The 18,693-nt window shown below is 59.7% G+C and carries 16 protein-coding genes, 1 pseudogene and 2 riboswitches; of the genes and pseudogenes, 4 read left to right on the forward strand and 13 right to left on the reverse strand.

Going from position 1 to position 18,693, the window contains the following annotated elements; genetic code table 11:
- Positions 1–122: 122 nt before the first annotated feature.
- The 3 genes from GYN08_RS22000 to GYN08_RS22010 form a co-directional block, all read right to left on the reverse strand.
- Entirely contained in the window at positions 123–1,670 is a 1,548-nt protein-coding gene (locus tag GYN08_RS22000) for an LPXTG cell wall anchor domain-containing protein (RefSeq protein WP_166279377.1), read from the reverse strand.
- Positions 1,671–1,786: 116 nt separating this feature from the next.
- A riboswitch (cyclic di-GMP riboswitch) is annotated at positions 1,787–1,877 on the reverse strand.
- A gap of 84 nt (positions 1,878–1,961) precedes the next feature.
- Positions 1,962–2,049, reverse strand: a riboswitch (cyclic di-GMP riboswitch).
- Between the two features lie 131 nt (positions 2,050–2,180).
- Positions 2,181–3,878: a proline--tRNA ligase gene (locus GYN08_RS22005; protein WP_166279380.1), complete on the reverse strand. Its 1,698-nt coding sequence runs from the start codon at positions 3,876–3,878 to the stop codon at positions 2,181–2,183.
- Positions 3,879–4,355: 477 nt separating this feature from the next.
- Positions 4,356–5,918 carry a M14 family zinc carboxypeptidase gene (locus GYN08_RS22010; RefSeq protein WP_235946441.1) on the reverse strand — a complete coding sequence of 521 codons (1,563 nt, stop codon included), beginning with the start codon at positions 5,916–5,918 and terminating at the stop codon, positions 4,356–4,358.
- 250 nt (positions 5,919–6,168) lie between these two features.
- Here GYN08_RS22010 and GYN08_RS22015 point away from each other — a divergent pair, with 250 nt between their 5' ends.
- Positions 6,169–6,501 (forward strand): PadR family transcriptional regulator, encoded by a 333-nt coding sequence (locus GYN08_RS22015; RefSeq protein WP_166279386.1) that lies wholly within the window; start codon positions 6,169–6,171, stop codon positions 6,499–6,501.
- Complete coding sequence (locus tag GYN08_RS22020; protein WP_166279389.1) at positions 6,498–7,892, forward strand: FtsW/RodA/SpoVE family cell cycle protein; 1,395 nt, start codon at positions 6,498–6,500, stop codon at positions 7,890–7,892. Before GYN08_RS22015 ends, GYN08_RS22020 begins: the two co-directional genes overlap by 4 nt.
- 126 nt (positions 7,893–8,018) lie before the next feature.
- On the opposite strand, the gene GYN08_RS22025 is transcribed toward GYN08_RS22020, so the two are convergent.
- The 3 genes from GYN08_RS22025 to GYN08_RS22035 form a co-directional block, all read right to left on the reverse strand.
- Positions 8,019–9,068, reverse strand: coding sequence for a hypothetical protein (locus GYN08_RS22025; RefSeq protein WP_166279392.1), 1,050 nt, complete (start codon positions 9,066–9,068; stop codon positions 8,019–8,021).
- Positions 9,065–9,580: an RNA polymerase sigma factor gene (locus GYN08_RS22030; protein ID WP_328802997.1), complete on the reverse strand. Its 516-nt coding sequence runs from the start codon at positions 9,578–9,580 to the stop codon at positions 9,065–9,067. The genes GYN08_RS22025 and GYN08_RS22030 overlap by 4 nt, the downstream gene beginning before the upstream one ends.
- Positions 9,581–9,777: 197 nt before the next feature.
- Positions 9,778–10,224, reverse strand: a complete 447-nt coding sequence (locus GYN08_RS22035) for a hypothetical protein (RefSeq protein WP_206023876.1) — start codon at positions 10,222–10,224, stop codon at positions 9,778–9,780.
- 373 nt (positions 10,225–10,597) lie between these two features.
- On the opposite strand from GYN08_RS22035, the gene GYN08_RS22040 reads away from it, so the two are divergent.
- The gene (locus GYN08_RS22040; protein WP_166279398.1) at positions 10,598–12,553 is read left to right on the forward strand and encodes an FAD-dependent oxidoreductase; all 1,956 of its coding nucleotides are present in this window, start codon (positions 10,598–10,600) and stop codon (positions 12,551–12,553) included.
- 324 nt (positions 12,554–12,877) lie between these two features.
- Here GYN08_RS22040 and GYN08_RS22045 read toward each other — a convergent pair whose 3' ends face one another.
- The 4 genes and pseudogenes from GYN08_RS22045 to GYN08_RS24150 all read right to left on the reverse strand — a co-directional run.
- Entirely contained in the window at positions 12,878–13,252 is a 375-nt protein-coding gene (locus tag GYN08_RS22045; RefSeq protein WP_166279401.1) for a DUF2750 domain-containing protein, read from the reverse strand.
- A gap of 88 nt (positions 13,253–13,340) precedes the next feature.
- On the reverse strand, positions 13,341–15,227 hold the full coding sequence (locus GYN08_RS22050) for an ABC transporter ATP-binding protein (protein ID WP_166279404.1): 1,887 nt from the start codon (positions 15,225–15,227) through the stop codon (positions 13,341–13,343).
- The gene (locus tag GYN08_RS22055; protein WP_166279407.1) at positions 15,154–15,723 is read right to left on the reverse strand and encodes a TipAS antibiotic-recognition domain-containing protein; all 570 of its coding nucleotides are present in this window, start codon (positions 15,721–15,723) and stop codon (positions 15,154–15,156) included. Before GYN08_RS22055 ends, GYN08_RS22050 begins: the two co-directional genes overlap by 74 nt.
- 138 nt (positions 15,724–15,861) lie before the next feature.
- A pseudogene (locus tag GYN08_RS24150) lies at positions 15,862–16,044 on the reverse strand (MerR family transcriptional regulator); the annotation flags it as partial.
- Between the two features lie 143 nt (positions 16,045–16,187).
- Here GYN08_RS24150 and GYN08_RS22065 point away from each other — a divergent pair.
- Entirely contained in the window at positions 16,188–17,162 is a 975-nt protein-coding gene (locus tag GYN08_RS22065; RefSeq protein ID WP_206023877.1) for an aldo/keto reductase, read from the forward strand.
- 287 nt (positions 17,163–17,449) lie between these two features.
- Here the strand turns inward: GYN08_RS22065 and GYN08_RS22070 are convergent, their stop codons facing one another.
- The 3 genes from GYN08_RS22070 to GYN08_RS22080 are packed head-to-tail and all read right to left on the reverse strand — an operon-like array spanning position 17,450 to position 18,390.
- The gene (locus GYN08_RS22070) at positions 17,450–17,602 is read right to left on the reverse strand and encodes a hypothetical protein (RefSeq protein WP_166279410.1); all 153 of its coding nucleotides are present in this window, start codon (positions 17,600–17,602) and stop codon (positions 17,450–17,452) included.
- A gap of 6 nt (positions 17,603–17,608) precedes the next feature.
- Positions 17,609–17,770, reverse strand: a complete 162-nt coding sequence (locus GYN08_RS22075; protein ID WP_166279413.1) for a WG repeat-containing protein — start codon at positions 17,768–17,770, stop codon at positions 17,609–17,611.
- Between the two features lie 5 nt (positions 17,771–17,775).
- Positions 17,776–18,390, reverse strand: coding sequence for a hypothetical protein (locus GYN08_RS22080; protein WP_166279416.1), 615 nt, complete (start codon positions 18,388–18,390; stop codon positions 17,776–17,778).
- Positions 18,391–18,693: the final 303 nt, after the last annotated feature.

Consider the following 18,693-nt stretch of genomic DNA (forward strand, 5'->3'; position numbering starts at 1 on the left):
ACCTCAAAAGTATGGCATAAAGCGGCAGCCGCATTCAAGTGAATCTCGAATACGGCTGCCGTCTAATAATGAAGTTTTAAGAAAAGCGATTGCGCGGATGCAAAACGGTTCGCGAGGGTCCGTTAGTTTTTCTTAACCAGACGGCGCATCCAGGCTCCCATCGCGACCAGAGCCATGCCGAATGCGTACAGCGGAGCGGAAGAAGCTTCGCCGGTCTTGGGCAGAGTCGTCGGCAGGCTGCCGGAAGTCGGTTCTTCTACAACCGGATTGCCCAGCGGAGCAGGGCCGTCCGGCAGGCTTACTTCAGGGTCCGATGCCGGCACTGCGGCTGTAGGCTGAGCCGGTTGGGCCGGTTCAGGCTGGACGGAGCCCTGCGGTGTTACCTCATCCGGTACGGTTACTTCCGCAGGCGTCTTGGCCGCGTTCGGATCCGGCGAACCCTGCGGCGTTGCTTCGTCCGGCACGTTTACTTCCGCAGGCGTGCCGGCCGTATTCAGATCCGGCGAGCCTTGCGGCGTCGCTTCGTCCGGAAGCGTCACGGTGTCGGAAGGCGTACCGGCAGGAACGACTTCGCCCGGAACGACCGGATTCTGCGCAGCTTGCGGAGTCTGCGACGGCTGAACGCCGATCGTAGGCGTGCCCAGCGGTACTTCATCGGACGGAATGACGACAGTATCGCTCCCGGTGCTCGGCGTTCCGCTATCCGGAGTAGTCGGCGGCGCTGACGGTGCCGGTTCGTTCGGCGTTACGACCGGCTCTTCGTTCTTCGGATCCGTCACGACAGGTTCTTCGTTCTTCGGATCCGTCACGACAGGTTCTTCGTTCTTCGGATCCGTCACGACCGGCTCTTCGTTCTTCGGATCCGTTACGACCGGTTCTTCGTTCTTCGGATCCGTCACGACAGGTTCTTCGTTCTTCGGATCTGTGACAACCGGTTCTTCGTTTTTCGGATCCGTTACGACCGGCTCTTCGTTCTTCGGATCCGTTACGACCGGCTCTTCGTTCTTCGGATCTGTCACGACCGGTTCTTCGTTCTTCGGAGGCGTCACGACCGGTTCTTCGTTTTTCGGATCCGTCACGACCGGTTCTTCGTTTTTCGGATCCGTTACGACCGGCTCTTCGTTCTTCGGATCTGTCACGACCGGTTCTTCGTTCTTCGGATCCGTCACGACCGGTTCTTCGTTCTTCGGATCTGTCACGACCGGTTCTTCGTTCTTCGGATCTGTCACGACCGGTTCTTCGTTCTTCGGAGGCGTCACGACCGGCTCTTCGTTCTTCGGAGGCGTCACGACCGGCTCTTCGTTCTTAGGAGGCGTTACGACCGGAGGCGTCACGACTGGAGGCGTTACGACCGGCGGTTTTGGACCTACGGGTGTCGGCTTTACAGGACCGCAGCCCGGCTTGCTCGGCTTTTGAGGTTTCTCAGGTTTAGGCTTTTTGTTTTTCAGTTTGTCGTTGCCATTTTCTCCAACAGCCGCATTGTCGCTTCCGGTTCCTTTTTCTTTCGGATTGGCGGGGTTTTGAGAATTGCTCTTCCCGTTACCGTTATTCGATGCTTCCTTGACCGGTTTTGCCGCGCTTGCCGCATGGGCTGCGTCCGTTGCGTAAGGAGCCAACGACAACGTCGAAGTCAGCAGAACCGCAGCAGAAACTTTTGTAATTTTGCTCATGAATATAAGCCTCCTAAAATTGGGTTTGATGGTTCTGATTTTTTTATGTACCGGACTTTTGTATACTCGCGGGTAGGGGGAAGGCATAAAAAAACCGCCACGAATGAAAAATCATTCGTGGCGGTCGGACGATCATGACGAGCGGGCGCTCGCCGTAGATTCCAGACTTTGCGTCCCAGCCTTTCGGCTGGTTTGCGTTTCTCGGGGAACAACGATACTGCGGGGCATTGTGAAGCAGAACCGGCGAAAAGGACTCCGGATCTACGGACGACAAAAAGACCGCCATCGTATTGAGGCGGTCGGACGATCATGGCGAACGTGTCGCTGTAGATTCCAGACTTTGCGTCCCGATCTTTCGACCGGTTTGCGTTTCACTGAATTTAATCGGTTATTTGGTTAAGGCGAGTATAATTCAATTTTCATTTTTCTGTCAATATCTTTTTTATTTATGAGAAAAAGGCCCCCGAAACACCATTAAGTAGGTGCTCGGGGGCTTTTTTATGGAATAGTTTACATATTCTTAATTCGATCAAATGCTTCGTCCGCGGATACGGTTTCTTTGTCGGCTTCCGCTCTCGATTTGAATTCCACCCGGCCTTCAGCCGCTTCGCGGCCGACGACGATCCGATACGGAAGACCCAGCAGATCGGCGTCTTTGAACTTTACGCCGGCCCGTTCGTCCCTGTCGTCCAGCAGCGCGTCGATCCCCGCGTCAGCAAAGCGCCGGTACAGATCGTTCGCCAGCTTCATTTGCGCCTCGTCCTTGGCCGAAGCCGGAATGATATGCACGAGTGCAGGGGCGATCTCCGGCGGCCACAGGATGCCGTTAGCGTCATGGTGCTGCTCGACAACGGCCGACAAAATGCGCGAAACGCCGATGCCGTAGCAGCCCATAATGGCCGGCTGGCGGCGGCCCGATTCGTCGAGATAATCGGCGCCGAGCTTCTCGCTGTATTTGGTGCCCAGCTTGAAGACGTGTCCGACTTCGATGCCCCGATAGAACTTCAACGGGCCGCTGCCGTCCGGACTCAAATCGCCTTCGGCCGCATTGCGGAAGTCTCCGACCAGATCGGCTTCGAAATCGCGGCCCGGCTTGACGTTTTCCGTATGATAGTCCGTCTCGTTGGCTCCGGCGATGCCCGAGGTCATGGCCTGCACTTCGCGGTCGACGAGCAGTTTGACGCCCGACAATCCCGCCGGTCCGGCAAATCCGACGGCCGCTCCCGTCAGACGCTCGACGACGGCGCCGTCCGCCAACTCGATGATCTCTCCGCCGAGCGCGTTCAGCACCTTCGTTTCGTTGGCTTCGCGGTCTCCCCGCACGACAACCGCAGCCGGCTGGCCGTCGATCAGGTACAGCAGCGTCTTCATGAACGCCGAAGCTTCCAGCCCGAAATGCGCGCACAGCTGATCGATCGTATGCGCGTTCGGCGTATGCACGCGGTTCATCGGCGGAACTTCCGCATCGGAAGCCGCCGGTTCTTCCCATAACGTCTCCGCCTTTTCCAGGTTGGCGGCATACGTGCCGTTTTCGCTTACGACGATCGTGTCCTCGCCGATATCGGCGAGCGCCATGAACTCATGCGTCTCGCCTTCGCCCCCGATCGCTCCGGCATCCGCCTGCACGGCGCGGAAGTTCAATCCGACCCGGGTAAAAATGCGCGAATACGCTTCATACATCGCCCGATACGTAACGTCCAGCTCGTCCCAGCTCCGACCGAAGGAATAAGCGTCCTTCATGAGAAACTCGCGCCCGCGCAGCAGCCCGAAGCGCGGACGGCGTTCGTCGCGGTACTTGGTCTGGATCTGATACAGCGTCACCGGCAGCTGCCGGTAGGAGCTGATCTCGCCCGCCACCAAGCTCGTAATGACTTCTTCGTGCGTCGGTCCGAGCGCGAACTCGCGGTCGTGACGGTCCTTGAGACGGATCAACTCCGGTCCGTATACGTCGTAGCGGCCCGATTCGCGCCACAGTTCGGCCGGCTGCATGGCCGGCAGCAGCAGCTCCTGGGCACCGATGCGGTCCATTTCTTCGCGCACGATCTCCTGTACTTTTTTCAGCACCCGGAAGCCGAGCGGCAGATACGTGTACACGCCGGAAGCGAGCTGACGAATCAGACCCGCGCGCAGCATCAGTTTGTGGCTGACCGCTTCGGCATCGGCAGGCGCTTCGCGCAGCGTAGGAATAAGCATTTGACTTTGTTTCATGGGAATCTCTCCTTCGATAATGGGATACGGACGGACGTCAACGCAAAAAAAGACGCATTCGTTAGGGACGAATGCGTCTTCGCGGTACCACCCTGGTTCCCTTTGCGCGGCGGCCGCCCAAAGGGATCGTAGGCGGGCGCGCAAAGGCTCGAAGTCCGTTAACGGGGACGTCCGGCGGCGTATGGAGCGCCGCAGCTCGCGGGGGAGGACCTTCGCGTCTCTGCCGGGAATCCTCGCAGCCCAAGGGATTCTTCTCTGTCGGCAGTCAGCGCCATAAGCTCAGGATAGCTCCGGCGCACGCGAGGCATGGCCCCGGTCGTTGCTGTTGATCGATGTCGTAGCGAATCTGTGAGACAGTTGTACCATTGGGAGCCGGTCTGCGTCAAGCGGGGCGCGGACGGGACTTTCGAGCTTTGAACGCTATCCGGGACGGACACGGGACGAAAGCCGCCTCTCCATACGGAACGCCCGCTCTCCTTACTCGCCCGGCAAAACGACCGTGCCCGGCACGACGTCCCCCGTGCCGCCGGAAGCCGGCGGCGAGACTTCTCCCGGCACCGACGGTTCGGCCGGAATCGCCGGCTGCCCGGCAGGCGGATCGGCCGGCTGCGCAGGCGGTTCCGAAGGCTGCGGATCGGGCCGGGCCGGCATGCCGGGAACGGCAGGTTCCGTCGTACGCGCCGGGCTTTTGATCGATACGGCTCCCGTCTTTTTGTCCGCCGCAATCGAAGTTCCCGCCGCCTGGCTGATCAGCCGGACCGGAACGTACACGGTGCCTTCCTGCAGGCGCGGCGCTGCCGTCAGCGTTACCGCTTTGCCGTCGATTTCCGCCTGCTTTCTGCCCAGCGCGAACCGGATCGTGCCGTGCTGCCCGGTCGCCGTCACCGACTTGGCCGCGCCGTCCCAGGCCAGGTTATAGCCGAGCCGCGTCAGCAAAGGCTTGTACGACACATAGGTCGTGCCTCCTTCGTTGAAAGCGGCCGGATCGCCTTCGATGCGTTTGCCGTCGAGGAAAAGAGAGACCGGCTTGACGCTGCTCTTGTTTTTGGCGGCCCAGAGCGCGTAGCCTTCCTGCGCGATCCAGAGGCCGATTTTTTTGTTGCGCCGCCATTCTTCCGGAAAAGCCGACAGCGGGAGGTTGGTCTCCCCGTTCTTGATTCCGATCTCCGGCGTGAAGGCGGGACGTCCCAGCTTCTGGATGAACCAATCGGTATAACCGCCCCCGCCGTTCGCGTTGTAGCTCGGGCTGACCTGGCTGTAGCCGGTAAAACGGGTGAAGATATCCGCCAGGCGCTTGTCGCGCGCGTAATTGGCGGCCGGCGTGCGGAAGTTCCAGTACAGGATCCGGCCCGCCGAGTGATACGACACGGCGATCTCCGGATCGATCTCGTGCGTGAACGCGACCAGAGCCTTATTTTCCCGCGTGGTCATCGGAGCGGTTCCTTTATGCCCCATCCAGCGCGGATAATAGTAATTGTTGACCAGCTCGGTCCAGTTGGCGTCGTACTGCCGATTGGGATCGACGCCCTGCGCGTTCGCTTTCCATCGTTTGAAATTGCGGCTGCCGTCGTTCATGCGGATCAGCGCTTGATGCACGCCGGTCGGAAACGACTGCAGTCCCGTCTGCTGCAAAGTCACGCCGTCCGGATTGACCATCGGGACGAACCAGATCTTCGTTTTCCCCAAAGTGTCCCTGACGTCGTAGCCTTCGAATTTGCGGTTGGCCGCGTAAGCGGCCGCATACTGCTCGATCATGGTCATGTTGAGCGTCGTGGTCAGCCATTCGCGCGCGTGATGCGAGCCGTTGAAAAAGACCGTCGAGCTGCCCGTGCCCAGACCGACTGCCCAAATCTCGCGCCCGTACAGCGTTTTGCCGATGGATTTGTATTCGATGATATCGGGATACTTTGCGGCCAGCTCGCGAATGTCCCGCGTCAGCACTCCGTATGTGTAAACGGCCGACGGGTCGACGATCTTCGCTTCCGCCGCCCGGCCTCTGCCTGCCGGAGCAAGCGTCAGCAGCACGAGAACGAATGCCATAAGCGCTATTCCTACCTTTTTCATCCTAACCCCCTGTACGATTGTCGATCTCCCGCTTCGAAGTCCGCCGGGCGCTTTCACCGCCCCTGCTTGCCCTTCCGGCCCGGTAGGCCTTTTCCGTGCCCTGTTAGCATTCGCGCCGTCCGTTCCCGATTCCTGCAATTTTCCATTTTTTCAATTCGGCTTGACACCGGTATAAGCCTAGGATTACGATACATAGTAAATCTATGTACTGGGGAGGCCGCTTTTGATGAAAGTAAGCAAAGAGCTGCTGAAAGGCTCGACCGGCACGCTGGTGCTGACCGTGCTGTCGGCGAAAAGCATGTACGGTTACGAACTGATCAAAGAGCTGGACAGCCGCTCGGGCGGCGTGTTCGAGCTCAAGGAAGGCACGCTGTATCCGATTCTGCACGCCATGGAGGCCGAGCGCTGGGTCGATTCGCACTGGGAAGAAAGCGGCGGGCGCAAGCGAAAATATTACACCGTGACCGATGCCGGGCTCAAGCAGCTGAAGCACAAGACGGAAGAATGGCGGCTGTTCAGCGGCGCGGTCAACGCGGTGCTCGGGGAGGGACGGACATGAGCGGATTCGACGCGGAAAAGGAACGCCGGGAAGCGAACGCCGCCGTCGACGCTTATCTCGACCGCATGTGCGCCCGCATAAAAGCCGAAGAACTCCATCCGGAGCTGCGGGAAGAGATGCGCGGGCACATCGACGAATTGGCGTCGGGCAAGGAAGACGCCGGCGCCTCGCCGCTCGAAGCCGCCTCCTGGGCGCTGGCTCAGATGGGAGACGCGGACGAAGTCGGCGGAACGCTCGGACGGGTGCACCGGCCGAAGTTCAACTGGCGGCTGCTCATCCCGCTGGCGGCGATCGCGGCGATCGGGCTGCTGGCCCTGTTCTCCGCCGGCGCCGCTTATGCGGACGGACGGGCTTACGCCGGCCTGGGCAGCAAGCAGATGTTCTACTATGCGGTCGGGAGCGTCCTTCTGGCCGGATTCTACTTTTTCGATTATCGGCTTCTTCGCAAATACGCGGCGCCCTTGTACGGAATCGCGGCACTCGGCATGGTTCTGGGTTTCCGCTTCCTGACGCTTCCCATGAACGGGGATTCCCGCTGGATCATGATCGCCGGCCAGCCGCTGGACTGGGCGCTCTGCATGTTTTTCCTGTTCGCCGTCTCGCTTCCCGGCCTGCTGGACCGCCTGAACCTGCCGGGGTTCGGAGCCTTCTCCGGCCGACAGATTGCCGCTATCGCGCTTATCCTGCTGCCGGTCGGGCTGTTCGCTTATTTCCGTCTGACCGCCTGGCTGTCGCTGCTGCTGTACGTCGTCTCGGCATTAATTCTGTACGTTCGGGCAGGCGGCTTGAAAAGGTACGTCTATGCGGCAGCGGCGGGGATGGCCGGATTCGCGGCCGTCATGCTGACCCATAATCCGATCTGGAAATCCCGGTTCGGAGCCGTGTTCGCGCCGCAGCTGCAAAATGCGGATACGTTGTACACCAACGAGGCGATGGCGAAAGCTTTCCGGGAAGCCGGTTGGTTCGGCCAAGGTTACGCTTCGGCGCCCGAGCTGCCGTACGCATACGCGGATACCGTCTTCGCGTACCTGACTTACAGCTTCGGTTGGATCGTGGCGGCCGCGGCCGCCGTGTCGATCGCCTGGCTGCTCCGGCATCTGCTGCACGCCGCGCTTGCCCCTTCGGACCGCTACGGGCGGCTGCTCGCCGCCGGGATCGCAATCCCGCTTGCCGGCCAATGGATTTACGGACTGGGCGCTTCGCTCAATCTGCTGCCGTTCACCTCGATCCTGCTGCCTTTTGTGAGTTACGGCGGCACTTCGTCCCTGTACCATTTCGCGGCGATCGGCCTGATTCTCGGCATCTATCGGCGCAAAGACCTGATACCTCGCGCGCAGCGGGAACCTTTCGGCGTCGCGGGAACAAAGAAATCGTCCGGCGCGGATGCCTAAACGCTTGGCCAAACGCTTGACCGTTCGGACGGCAGGAAGCCGCGGGAGCTCCGGCTCCCGCGGCTTCTTCGCGTATAGAGCCGGCGCTCCGCAACGTACGCGGCCCGAATACGGAGCACCCGCTTTTCAATCGTTCAGCAGATCGGCCGTATAACTTCCCCCGGCTTCGGCCGGATAAGTGACCGTACGGACGTCTCCTCTTGTTCCGTACACGGCGCCGCCGCGATCCAGCGTTTCCCGCTTGCCGGTATCCGGATGATACGCGACCGCTTCCGACAGACCCGAATCCGTTCCCGTCTCGCCGGGAGCGCTTCGGAAATAAATCAGCACGTTCGCTTCGGCATCGTAAGCCAGTTCGAACGTTTCGCCGCCCGCCGAATGATAATCCGTCACGAAACGGGGTTCGGCGCGGCCCGAGATTCCCGCCTGCGCCGTGTCGATCATCCAGATCCGCTCGTTTTTAAGCTGCGGCGCGCCTTCGACGTGAAGACTCGTCGCGTATACGGCATAGCGGCCGGCTGCCCAGAGGTCGTCGATATACGGATGCCGGTACGGCTCTCCGTCCGTCAGCGGCAGTTCGAGCAGCTTAAGCGAGTCGGCCTCGCGCAGCTCCTGATTCTCCGTCCCGCTCAGATACAGCTTGAAAGGCGTCCGCGGACGATCGTCCATGCTCATGCCGTAGATCGTCTTCGCGCTGCCGGTCATGTCCGGCGCCGGCGTCCAGACGATCCCCTCGGTCGTGCGCACGGCGCGGGTCCATTCGCGGATTCGCGCGGCGGAATCGTCGTAAAAATATCGGCGCCCGCCGAATCGGAAAGCCGATACGCCGTCGGGCGGGACGATATCGTCCGTATGCGCGGCGGCTTCCGCGTTTTTCGCAGACTCGGACACTTCCGCCGCGGGAACCGTCCCTGCGCCTCCGTTATCCAGCGCCCCGTAGATCGCCAATCCGCCTCCCGTCAGCATCAGCAGGGCCGCCGCGGCCGCCGCGGTTCGCGCTGCTTTTTTGCCGCGCCGAGTTCTTCTTTTTGCCGCGGCGCCCTCTCCGTGCTCGCGGATCTCTCTCTCCACATTCTCCATCATTCGCTCCGTAAAAAGCTTGCCGCCGAACGGCCCCTCCCCCGCCCGCTTGTACCATGCCGGCTTCTCCGCTTCATTCCGTTTCCGCTCGTTCATGACTCCCATCCTTTCAGCGCTTTGGCGACTTTGGCCCTTGCCCGGTGCAGCCTCGACTTGACCGTTCCTTCCGCGATTCCGAGCAGCTTCGCCGTTTCGGTTAGCGGCAGCCCGTGCTTGAGATCCAGAACCAGCACTTCCCGGTAGCGGTCCGGCAGCTTCATGACGGCGTTCCATATTTCTTCCCGATCGCTGCGGCGCATGTATTCGTCTTCCGCCGATTCCCGGCTTTTTCCGGGCGGATCGGCTTGAAGGCGCACGCGCCGGGCAAAGGCCGAACGTCTGCCGGTGAACGCCGTGTTGCGGACGATGGCCAGCAGCCAGGTCTTAACCCGGGCCTCCCCGCGAAAAGAATCCAGCGCTCCGTAGGCTTTCACAAAAGTATCCTGCGCGATGTCGTCGGCCAAGTCGCGGCTGCGCGTCAAAAAGTACGCGTAATGCCACACGTCGTCGCCGTAAGTTTCCATCATTCGGCGCAGCTCCGCGCTTCTCTCTTCCTGTCGTTCTCCCACCCGTCTTCCTCCTCAACTCGATGCCGGCGGCCGACTCTCCGGCGATCGACCGGACGATCCTGCGCGGCAGCCGTACCGCTCTACGCCAATAAGACTGCGCAGCCGCCCGAAAGTTCCCGAAAACGCAAAAAAAACTTCGGCCGCCGCAATAGCGGGGCCGAAGCGTATAGGCTATGAAAAGCGAACCGGCGCTTTCTTTAACTGCCGCTGCCCAGCAGCGGCTTAAAGCCGTCCTGCTGAAACTTATCGTAAGCTTCCATACTGATCGCCAAACTAACCTGGTGCAGTTCCGATTTCCATTCGATTTTGAAGGACGAGCCTTCCCGGCTCATGAGCTGTTCAATGGAACGCTCCGCCAGCATCTCCATCGTCTCTCGGATTTTTTCCGGCGACATGTCGATCCGTGCTTTCTCGGCGTAAAAAGCCTGCAGCAGCTTCTGCTGAGCCTGCCGTTCTTCTTCCAGCTTCTCGGCCTGCTGCGCTTCCCGCTTTTTGCGTTCCGTCTCGCTCACCAACTCTTTTTCCCCGGTCGATTCGCCGTTTCCTTCAGTCTGCGTTTTTTTCAAACGGGGCGCCCCTTCGCTTTTCGGCGTTTGATCCGCGAGGTCCGGATTCACGATGCCCGAAGTTCGGTACTCCGCCATCCAGCCTCCCGTGCTCCCCTTATCAAAAGATACCTTTTCCAATTTGTACACCCCCTGTGCCGAAGAATCGTGATGGCAGCCTAATATTACTATGTAATTAGACCCAATACATATGAGCCTTAATTCCTGTTTAACTTGCTTTTACAGCCTTTTTACCGCCTCCAAAAGTTTCATTTTTAATAAAACCCTGCTTCCTATTCGAGTTCCGGGTTGTTTTTAGCAGACTTATCATTACAAAATTGTTACTCATTAATCCGTCTGAAAACCTTGTTCCCCCGAAAAAAACCCGATATAGTCAGAACATGCGTCTGGAAAAAATCCATGCAAATCCGGCACCCGAAGCCGTTTATCGGAAAGGAATTTTACATAAAAAATGCGTTTGAAAAACTGGAAAAAAGTCGTCGCTCTTTCCCTGGCCGCGGTCTTCGTACTGGGCATTGCCTGCTTTCTGCTTATCCGGCATTTGGAGCATACGAGGCTCGTCAATCACGGCGTTCCCGAAGCGCTCGTGCCCGTCGTCTCGACCGACATGATCTCCCAGCAGTATGACGTGATCGTCGCGGGCACCGATCCGGAAGGCATCGCAGCCGCCATTTCCGCCGCTCGCAGCGGATTGAAGGTCCTTCTTGTCGACGGACACGACCGGACCATGCTCGGCGGCCTCATGACGGTCGGCGGTTTGAACATGATCGATCTCAATTATTCGCCGAAGCAGCCCTTTTTCTTCCCGCAGCTGCGCGAAGCGAACTACCTGAACAAAGGGATTTTCCAGGAATGGTACAACCAGTTTGACGGCTCTTCGTTCGACGTGAACGTAGCCGCCAACCTATTCTATAAAATGGTCAAAGCCGAGCCCAATATCGACCTGGTCATGGAGACCCGGGCAATGACGCCGCTCACCGACACGCGCGACGGGCGCCGCATCGTGACGGGCATGAATCTGACGCTGAAAGACGGCTCGGAGCGCAAAGCGCTCGCCTCCGCCGTCATCGACGCGACCCAGAACGCGGACGTGGCGGCCGAAGCCGGAGCCGAATTCACGCTGGGACGCGAGGATATCGGCGACACGAACAGCGTCATGGCTTCCACGCTCGTGTTCCGCATGAAGGGCATGACCCAGGAAATTTGGGAAAAGCTCGGCAAGCACGACGATACCGGCATCGACCGGATGAGCGTGTGGGGTTACAAGGAAGCGGGCGAATATCAATCCGACGATCCGACGAAAGTGCGCATGCGCGGATTGAATATCGGGCGTCAGAACGACGGCACCATCCTCATCAATTCGATGCAGCTGTTCGGCGTCGACCCGCTCGATCCGGAATCGATCAAACGGGGCATCGAGGTCGGCACGGCGGAAGCGCCGAAGATCGTCGACTTCCTCAAGAAGCGGTTCCCGGAGATGGCGCCGCTCGAATACGACGGCGTGGCGACGGAGCTGTATCTGCGCGAATCCCGCCATCTCAAAGCCGAATACCGACTGACGCTGGCGGACGTCATGGAGAACCGCTCGCACTGGGACGACGTGGCCTACGGTTCGTATCCGGTCGATATCCAGAGCACGAGCGACGGCCGGATCGGCACCGTGCTGATGAAGCCGTCCCAATACGGCGTGCCGTTCCGCTCGCTCGTGCCGCGCACCGTCGACGGCCTGCTCGTCGTCGGGCGCTCGGCCGGCTTCGATACCGTTCCGCACGGAAGCGCGCGGACCATCCCTGTCGGAATGGCGGCCGCCGAAGCGGCGGGAGCCGCGGTCAAGCTCGCGCTGGATGCGGACATGAGCCTGCGCGAATTCTCCGGCTCGGAAGAGCAGATCAAGGCGCTGCAGAAAAAGCTGCGCAAGCAGGGCATGGATCTGTCCCGGCCGGATCTGCCGGAACCGGAATACATGAAGCATAAGGATTACCGCGGCATGCTGGTCGCCGCCAATATGTATCTGACGTCGGGCGGGTACGAGAACGACGGCTGGGGACTTGACGGAGAAGCCAACGTCCAGCGCTTCTTCAACGCGATGCGCGCGGTTCGTTCGCTGCACCCGGACTTCTTCCCGGGCGAAATGCAGGGCGCTCTGGCCGGCATCGCAGATCCCGCGAAACAGGATCTGTCGCTGGAAGCGGCCGGCGCTCTGATCGCCAGCGCCATGGATCTGCCCGTGCCGGAAGGCGGCGCCCTGGAGACGCTTGTCGCCGACGGATGGCTGCGCCAGGAGACGCTGAACCTCATCGGCGACGAAAACAAGCTGACCAACGGCGATTATTACTCGCTGATCGGCGACCTTTCTCGTCACTTCCTGACGCCGGAGAACCCGGAGAACGAAGTGACCGCCGAATAAGTTTCCCGGCGATCTGCGCGGGCCGGAAATCGTTAAACAAAAAAAGCTGAAAAGAGCCTGAACCGTTAAAACGGTTCAGGCTCTTCAATGGGCCTTGAAAGTCTGATCCCGAGTGAAGATAGGAGGCAGGGGGAGAAATTCAGTGGAGGAGCGCTAGCGTTCGCCTTTGAAATCGAGAAAATCCCGCTAAAATTTGATCTCTTTTCTCGATTTCAACACGCGACCGGAACGAATTTCTCCCGCAGCCCTTGGGCTTCTATAAGGGATAGGACTTTCAAGGCAGCCTGAACCGTTAAAACGGTTCAGGCTTTTTTAGCTGGCTCCTCAATATCTCTTTATCGCCGCATGCAAATCCGCCAGCAGCCTGCCCGCTTCCACGATGGCCGAGTCGCTGTTGTTATAGAAAATGGCCGCTTTTACTCCGTCCTGCTCCAGCTTCGGCAGGATTTTCTCCATGAAAGCCTGCAAATCGAGCGGGCGGCCGGAATAACCGGCCCATTCGTCGACCGCGCAGTGCAGCGCGAATTCGCTTTTGGGCCAGAGCGGCAGCAGAACCGTTCCGGCCGCATCGCTTGTCATGGCCCAGCCGTCTTGATACAGCCCCCAGAGCATTTCGGTGTCCACCGTTTTTTTGATGAAATATTCATAGCGCAGGTCGGCGGGCCGACCGACGATCGCGTTAAATTCCTTCAGATTCATAAGAGCCTCCCGTATGGACGAACGCCGCGGCATACGGCGGCGATTCGATATCTATTCTAATCATTTAACCATACGGGCGAAAAAAATGTCAGTCGGACGTCGTCGTCGATTCGAACTGTCCCCGGACCAACTTTCGGTAAAAAGCATGCGAAGCCAGCAGTTCTTCATGCGTGCCCTGCCCGGTGGCGCGTCCGCCTTCGATTACGATCAGCTTGTCCGCTCCGCGCACGGTGGAGAGACGATGGGCGATGACCAGCGTCGTCCGGCCTCGCATCAGCGTATCGAGCGCCTGCTGAACCAGGCCTTCCGAAGCGCTGTCCAGATGCGCGGTCGCTTCGTCCAGCAGCAGAATGTCGGGATCGCGCAGAATCGCGCGGGCGATCGCCAAGCGCTGCCGCTGGCCGCCGGACAGCTTGACGCCGCGCTCGCCGGCCTGCGTTTCCAGTCCCTGCGGCAGAGAGGCGACGAATTCCGCCAGATTCGCCAGACAAACCGCTTCCTCGACTTCCGCGTCCTTCGCGCCGGCCAGGCCGTAAGTCAGGTTCTCACGGATCGTTCCCGCCATGACCGGACTCTCCTGCGACACGTAAGCGATCCGTCCGCGCCAATCGCGCAGCGGGATGCCGGCCGCTTCTTCAGCGCCGTAGAGCAGACGTCCTTCGAGCGGCTCATAGAAGCGCTCGATCAGCGAAAAGATCGTCGTCTTGCCGGCGCCGCTCGGCCCCACGAACGCCGTCGTCTGCCCCGCTTCGGCGGTAAAGCTCAAGTCCTGCAGAATCGGCTTGTCGGCCGAGTACCCGAAGCTTACGTTATCGAAGATCAGCGGCAGCTGAACGCCCCGGCCGCCCGGCCGCCCTTCTTCCGCGGGCTCCCGTTCCTCGGGCGCAAGCTCCTCGGGCGCAAGCTCCATGATTTCCCGGATCCGCTCCGTCGCGCCGAGCGCTTTCTGGAACTGCGTGAAGAACGTCGCGAGCTGCGTGAACGGGACGACGATCTGGAACATGTACAGGATGATGGCCACCAGAGCGCCGGCCGTGAGAGCGCCCCTGGCCACCTGCGCGCCTCCGTAGCCGATCAGCGCAACCAGAATCAGCAGCATGATCGTCATCATCAGCGGCGACACGATCGCCTGGATCCGCGCTTCGCGCAGGCCGAACCGGAACAGTCCGGCAATGCGCTTCTCCCCCTGAACCCGCTCAGCCGGTTCGGCCAACGAAGCTTTGACCAGCCGGATATCGGCCAGCACTCGTCCGAGATCGCCCTGGAATTCGGCGGTCTCCTGCTGCGCGTCGCGCGAGATCGCGTACATGCGGCGGCCGATCGGCCACAGCAGCAGCATGGCGCCCGGGATGGCGAGCAGCGCGAACAGCGTCATTTTCCAATCGATCGTCAGCAGGATAATGACCGAACCGACGATCGACACGATGCCGGACAGGAACGAAATGACCTGTCCCGTAATAAAGTCGCGCACGATATTCGTATCGTTCGTCACGCGGCTCATCGTCTCCCCCGACGTGCTGCGATCGAAGAAAGAGACCGGCAGCCGCAGCACCCTCCGCCAGAGATCGCGACGCAGCCCCGACACGATATACTGCCCGACGTAAGACATCGTATAGATCGCAAGGCCAGACATCAGCGCCTGGGCGAGAAACGCGGCGGCCAGCAGCGCGATCGTCCGCCCCGTCAGATTTTCCATCGAAAATCCGTCCACCAGCCGGCTCGTCAGCAGCGGAATCGCCAGCGTGAACACCGTCTCGAACAGCCCCAGCACGACGGCGGCCGCGATCAGCCAGCCTTTCGGCAGATACTTCGCGACCAGCTTCCAAAATGAACCCCAACTCGGGGCAGGGCCGGCGGCAGCTTTCGTTTCCGCACCTGTTTCGCTCGCCTGCGGGCCTCGCCTATCGTTCGTCTCGTTCGTTTCGATCGGAATCTCCCCCGTTCTTCGCGTTTTCTTTTTCCGGCTGTGCCTCATGCTCCGTCCTGCCGCTCTCCGCTTCGGCAGCCGCCTCCCACATCCGTTCGATATACCGTTCTTCTTCGGCCGTGAACATGACCGGGAGCTGGAACGAGTACGGCGGCTCCAGTCTGCCGAACGCTTCCAAGTCGGCCATCTCCGCCTCGGTCAGCGGAAAGCCGATCCGGCTCAGCATCCCTTCTTCGAGACGGCGCGTCAGGTCGGCGACGAACCGCTGCACCTCGGTATCGTCCGGCGGCCGCCCTTCGCGCATCAGCTTTTTGAGCCGGGAAATCCAGCGTACCGCTTCCTGCTCGATTCTGCGCCAATTGTCCAGCCCGCCTTCTTCCGGCAGAAACTTCTCCATCAGGGAAGGCGGGAATTTCTCCTCCATCCAGCGCCTCTGCTCTTTCTCCGTCGCGACCGAGCGGATCAGGAGCAGCAGCACGCTCGGCTCCCATTCCCCTTCGCCGTCCCCCGTCAGCTCGAGCGTATAATCCAGCGTATGCAGCATGCGGTCGAGCTGCTCTTTCTTCTCCCGCAGCAGCTTCGCCTGATGCTCGAGCGAGCGCCGCAGCTCGCCTTCGTCGGCTTCCAGTTCCTGCGCGATCCGCTCCAGCGGATAGTCCAGAAACTTGAGCGTCAGTATCTGCTGCAGCCGGATCAGGTCGCGGTCCGTGTACAGGCGATGCCCCTGATCGTTATAGCCGGACGGCTGCAGCAGCCCTTTTTGATGGTAAAAACGCAGCGTGCGTTCGGTAACGCCCGTCAGCTTGGCAAAAGCGCCTACCGTATAGGTTCGGTTGTCGATTGTCCATGCCCTCCTTCCCTTAATGGTTTCAGTATAGGGGTTGACGTTGCGTCATGCGCAAGCGGCGATTTCGAGCTTATGGGGATTTCGGCGCGATTCCGGTTAAAAGATAATGTTTCGAGCTTTTGCAATCCATCCGGAATCAACCAAGGAGGCGCAAGCAGACCATGAGCATGAATTACAGGACGCTTGGCAAAACGGGATTGAACGTATCGGAGATCGGCTACGGAGCCTGGGGCATCGGCAACACGGGCTGGCGCGGCGCGGAAGACGAAGAATCTTTGAAAGCGTTACATCGTTCCATCGATCTGGGACTGAACTTTATCGACACCGCGCTCGGTTACGGAGACGGCCACAGCGAGAAGCTGGTTGGACAGGTGATGCGCGAGCGTTCCGAGACCGTCTACGTCGCATCGAAAATTCCGCCGAAAAACGGCCAATGGCCGGCGCGAGCCGGCGTGCCTTCCGACGAGACGTTTACCGCCGAGCACGTGATCTCGTCGACCGAGACCAGCCTGCGCAATCTGGGATTGGACACGATCGACGTGCAGCAGTTCCACGTCTGGTCGGACGAATGGGTCGGCCAAGGGGATTGGCTCGATGGCGTGCAAAAGCTGAAAGAGCAGGGCAAAATCCGCCACTTCGGCGTCTCGATCAACGACTATCAGCCGGCCAACGCGGTCAAGCTGATCGAGAGCGGCGTCGTGGACACGGTGCAGGTCATCTACAATATTTTCGAACAGGCGCCGGAAGACGAGCTGCTGCCCGCCTGCCTGGAGCATAACGTCGGCGTGATCGTGCGCGTGGCGCTCGACGAAGGCGGCCTGACGGGCAGCATCAAGCCGGAGACCGAGTTTGCCGAAGACGACTTCCGCAGCCGCTACTTCCGCGGCGACCGCAAGCGCGAAGTATTCGAGCGGGTGCAGAGAATCACGCAGGATCTCGGCATCGCGGACGACGCGATCGCCGAAACGGCGCTGCGCTACGTGCTGAGCCATCCGGCCGTTTCCACCGTCATTCCCGGCATGCGTTCGATCCGCAACGTCGAGCGCAACATGCGGATCGGCGACGGGCAGGGACTGCGGAAAGAACAGATTGAGAAATTGAAGGCGCATCGTTGGGAACGGAATTTTTATTCGTGACCCGAATTCATTCGTAACCCGAAATAGACGCAGCCCGCTTCCGGAACGGCCGAGTGCCGCCCCCGGAAGTGGGCTGTTTGTGTGAAGAACGGAGCGTCTTCATCCCCCTCCCCTTTTCATACCCTTAATTATTCCGTCTATTTCGAAAGAGATCGCCAAATCATTAAGCAAGTCGATTTCACACTTTCGAACTAAAAGATCAAAATCGACAAGTAAACGATAAAAGCTTGGAAATCCGCCGAATAGAGTGGTTTCCAAGCTTTTTCTATGGGAACAGGCGCAGTTCTTCAGTGCTCCGACGAAAACTGCACCTCGTTCCCGTCATGATCCACGTACCTGTATTCCCCCGTCTCCGGCCGCTTCACCAGCATCATCCGATTCTCGCTGTCGAAAGCCGCATCGAAACGCGGTTCGATCCGGTACGCTCCGCTGGTGTCCATATATCCTCACAGTCCGTTTGACTCGAACTTTGCCAGCCCTTCCGTAAACGGCCCGACCTCGTCGTACTGCGGCAGGATGATCTCGTTTCCGTTTTTGTCGATGAATCCCCATCGATCTCCCCGCATCACGGCCGCTTTGCCTTCCACGAAGCTACGGTCCGGCTGCATGTACGCTACCCGAGCCCGTCGAGCGCATCGACGATTCCGACGATCTTATGTAAAGGCAGCAGTCCATCCGTGTCCTCCAGCCGGGCAAAAGTCGTTTCGCCGATGCGGCTGACCGCGTCGAATTCGCCGACCAGGCTGTCGAGCAGAATAAAATAAGCGTTAAGGAAGCGCAGATCGCCGGGATCGTAATCCCGGATGTAGACGCTTAGATCGATGCGCCGATCCCGGCGCTCCCAGTCGAAGTACATATCGGCGCAGGACAGCTCCAGCTCGTCCATCCGGATCAGGATTCCCTCGGCGCCTTCCATGCGGGGGCGAAAAGCGAGAATGTCCCATCGATCGAACGCGGGCGCGGCGTCGTAAAGGGATACCACGCTGCCGAACGCATCGAGAATGCCGCCGGCCGAGAGGACCAGCCGCCTTTTGCCGTCCACGAGATTTTCCGAAATGCCAAAAGTCAGATTGTCGTCGACTGCCTGCAGCGCCCGGCCCAGCTCGCCGAACACGCCTTCCGGATCCGGCTCAAGCCGTTCGAACCAATCCCGTTCTTTGCTTTCGAATATTCTCCAGAAGCGCCCGACCGGATCGATCCGGTTGAGTCGGATAATGCGGCTGGCCATGGTCGATGTCCTCCCTTCCCTTTTGTGCCGAGAATCTCATGAAGTTTCGTCCGTCCTTCGGTACGGTTTCCCCCATCTTAGCAGAAAGAAGCCTCATCATAAAATCAATACCCTTTTTGCAAAAGGAAACGTCCGATAAAGAGATTTTCTTTGCGCCGGATGTTCGCCGGATTCGCTTCGCTCCCGTGTATCCCGATCAAAAAAAGCCCGCTCCCTTGTATGGTCAAGCCCCTATTTTATGGACAGTGGAAAAAACACCCTAAGAAACGAACTGGCGTCGGTACTCTACCGGCGTCAGTTTAT

This window comes from Saccharibacillus alkalitolerans (assembly GCF_011090185.1).
Lineage (GTDB): Bacteria > Bacillota > Bacilli > Paenibacillales > Paenibacillaceae > Saccharibacillus > Saccharibacillus alkalitolerans.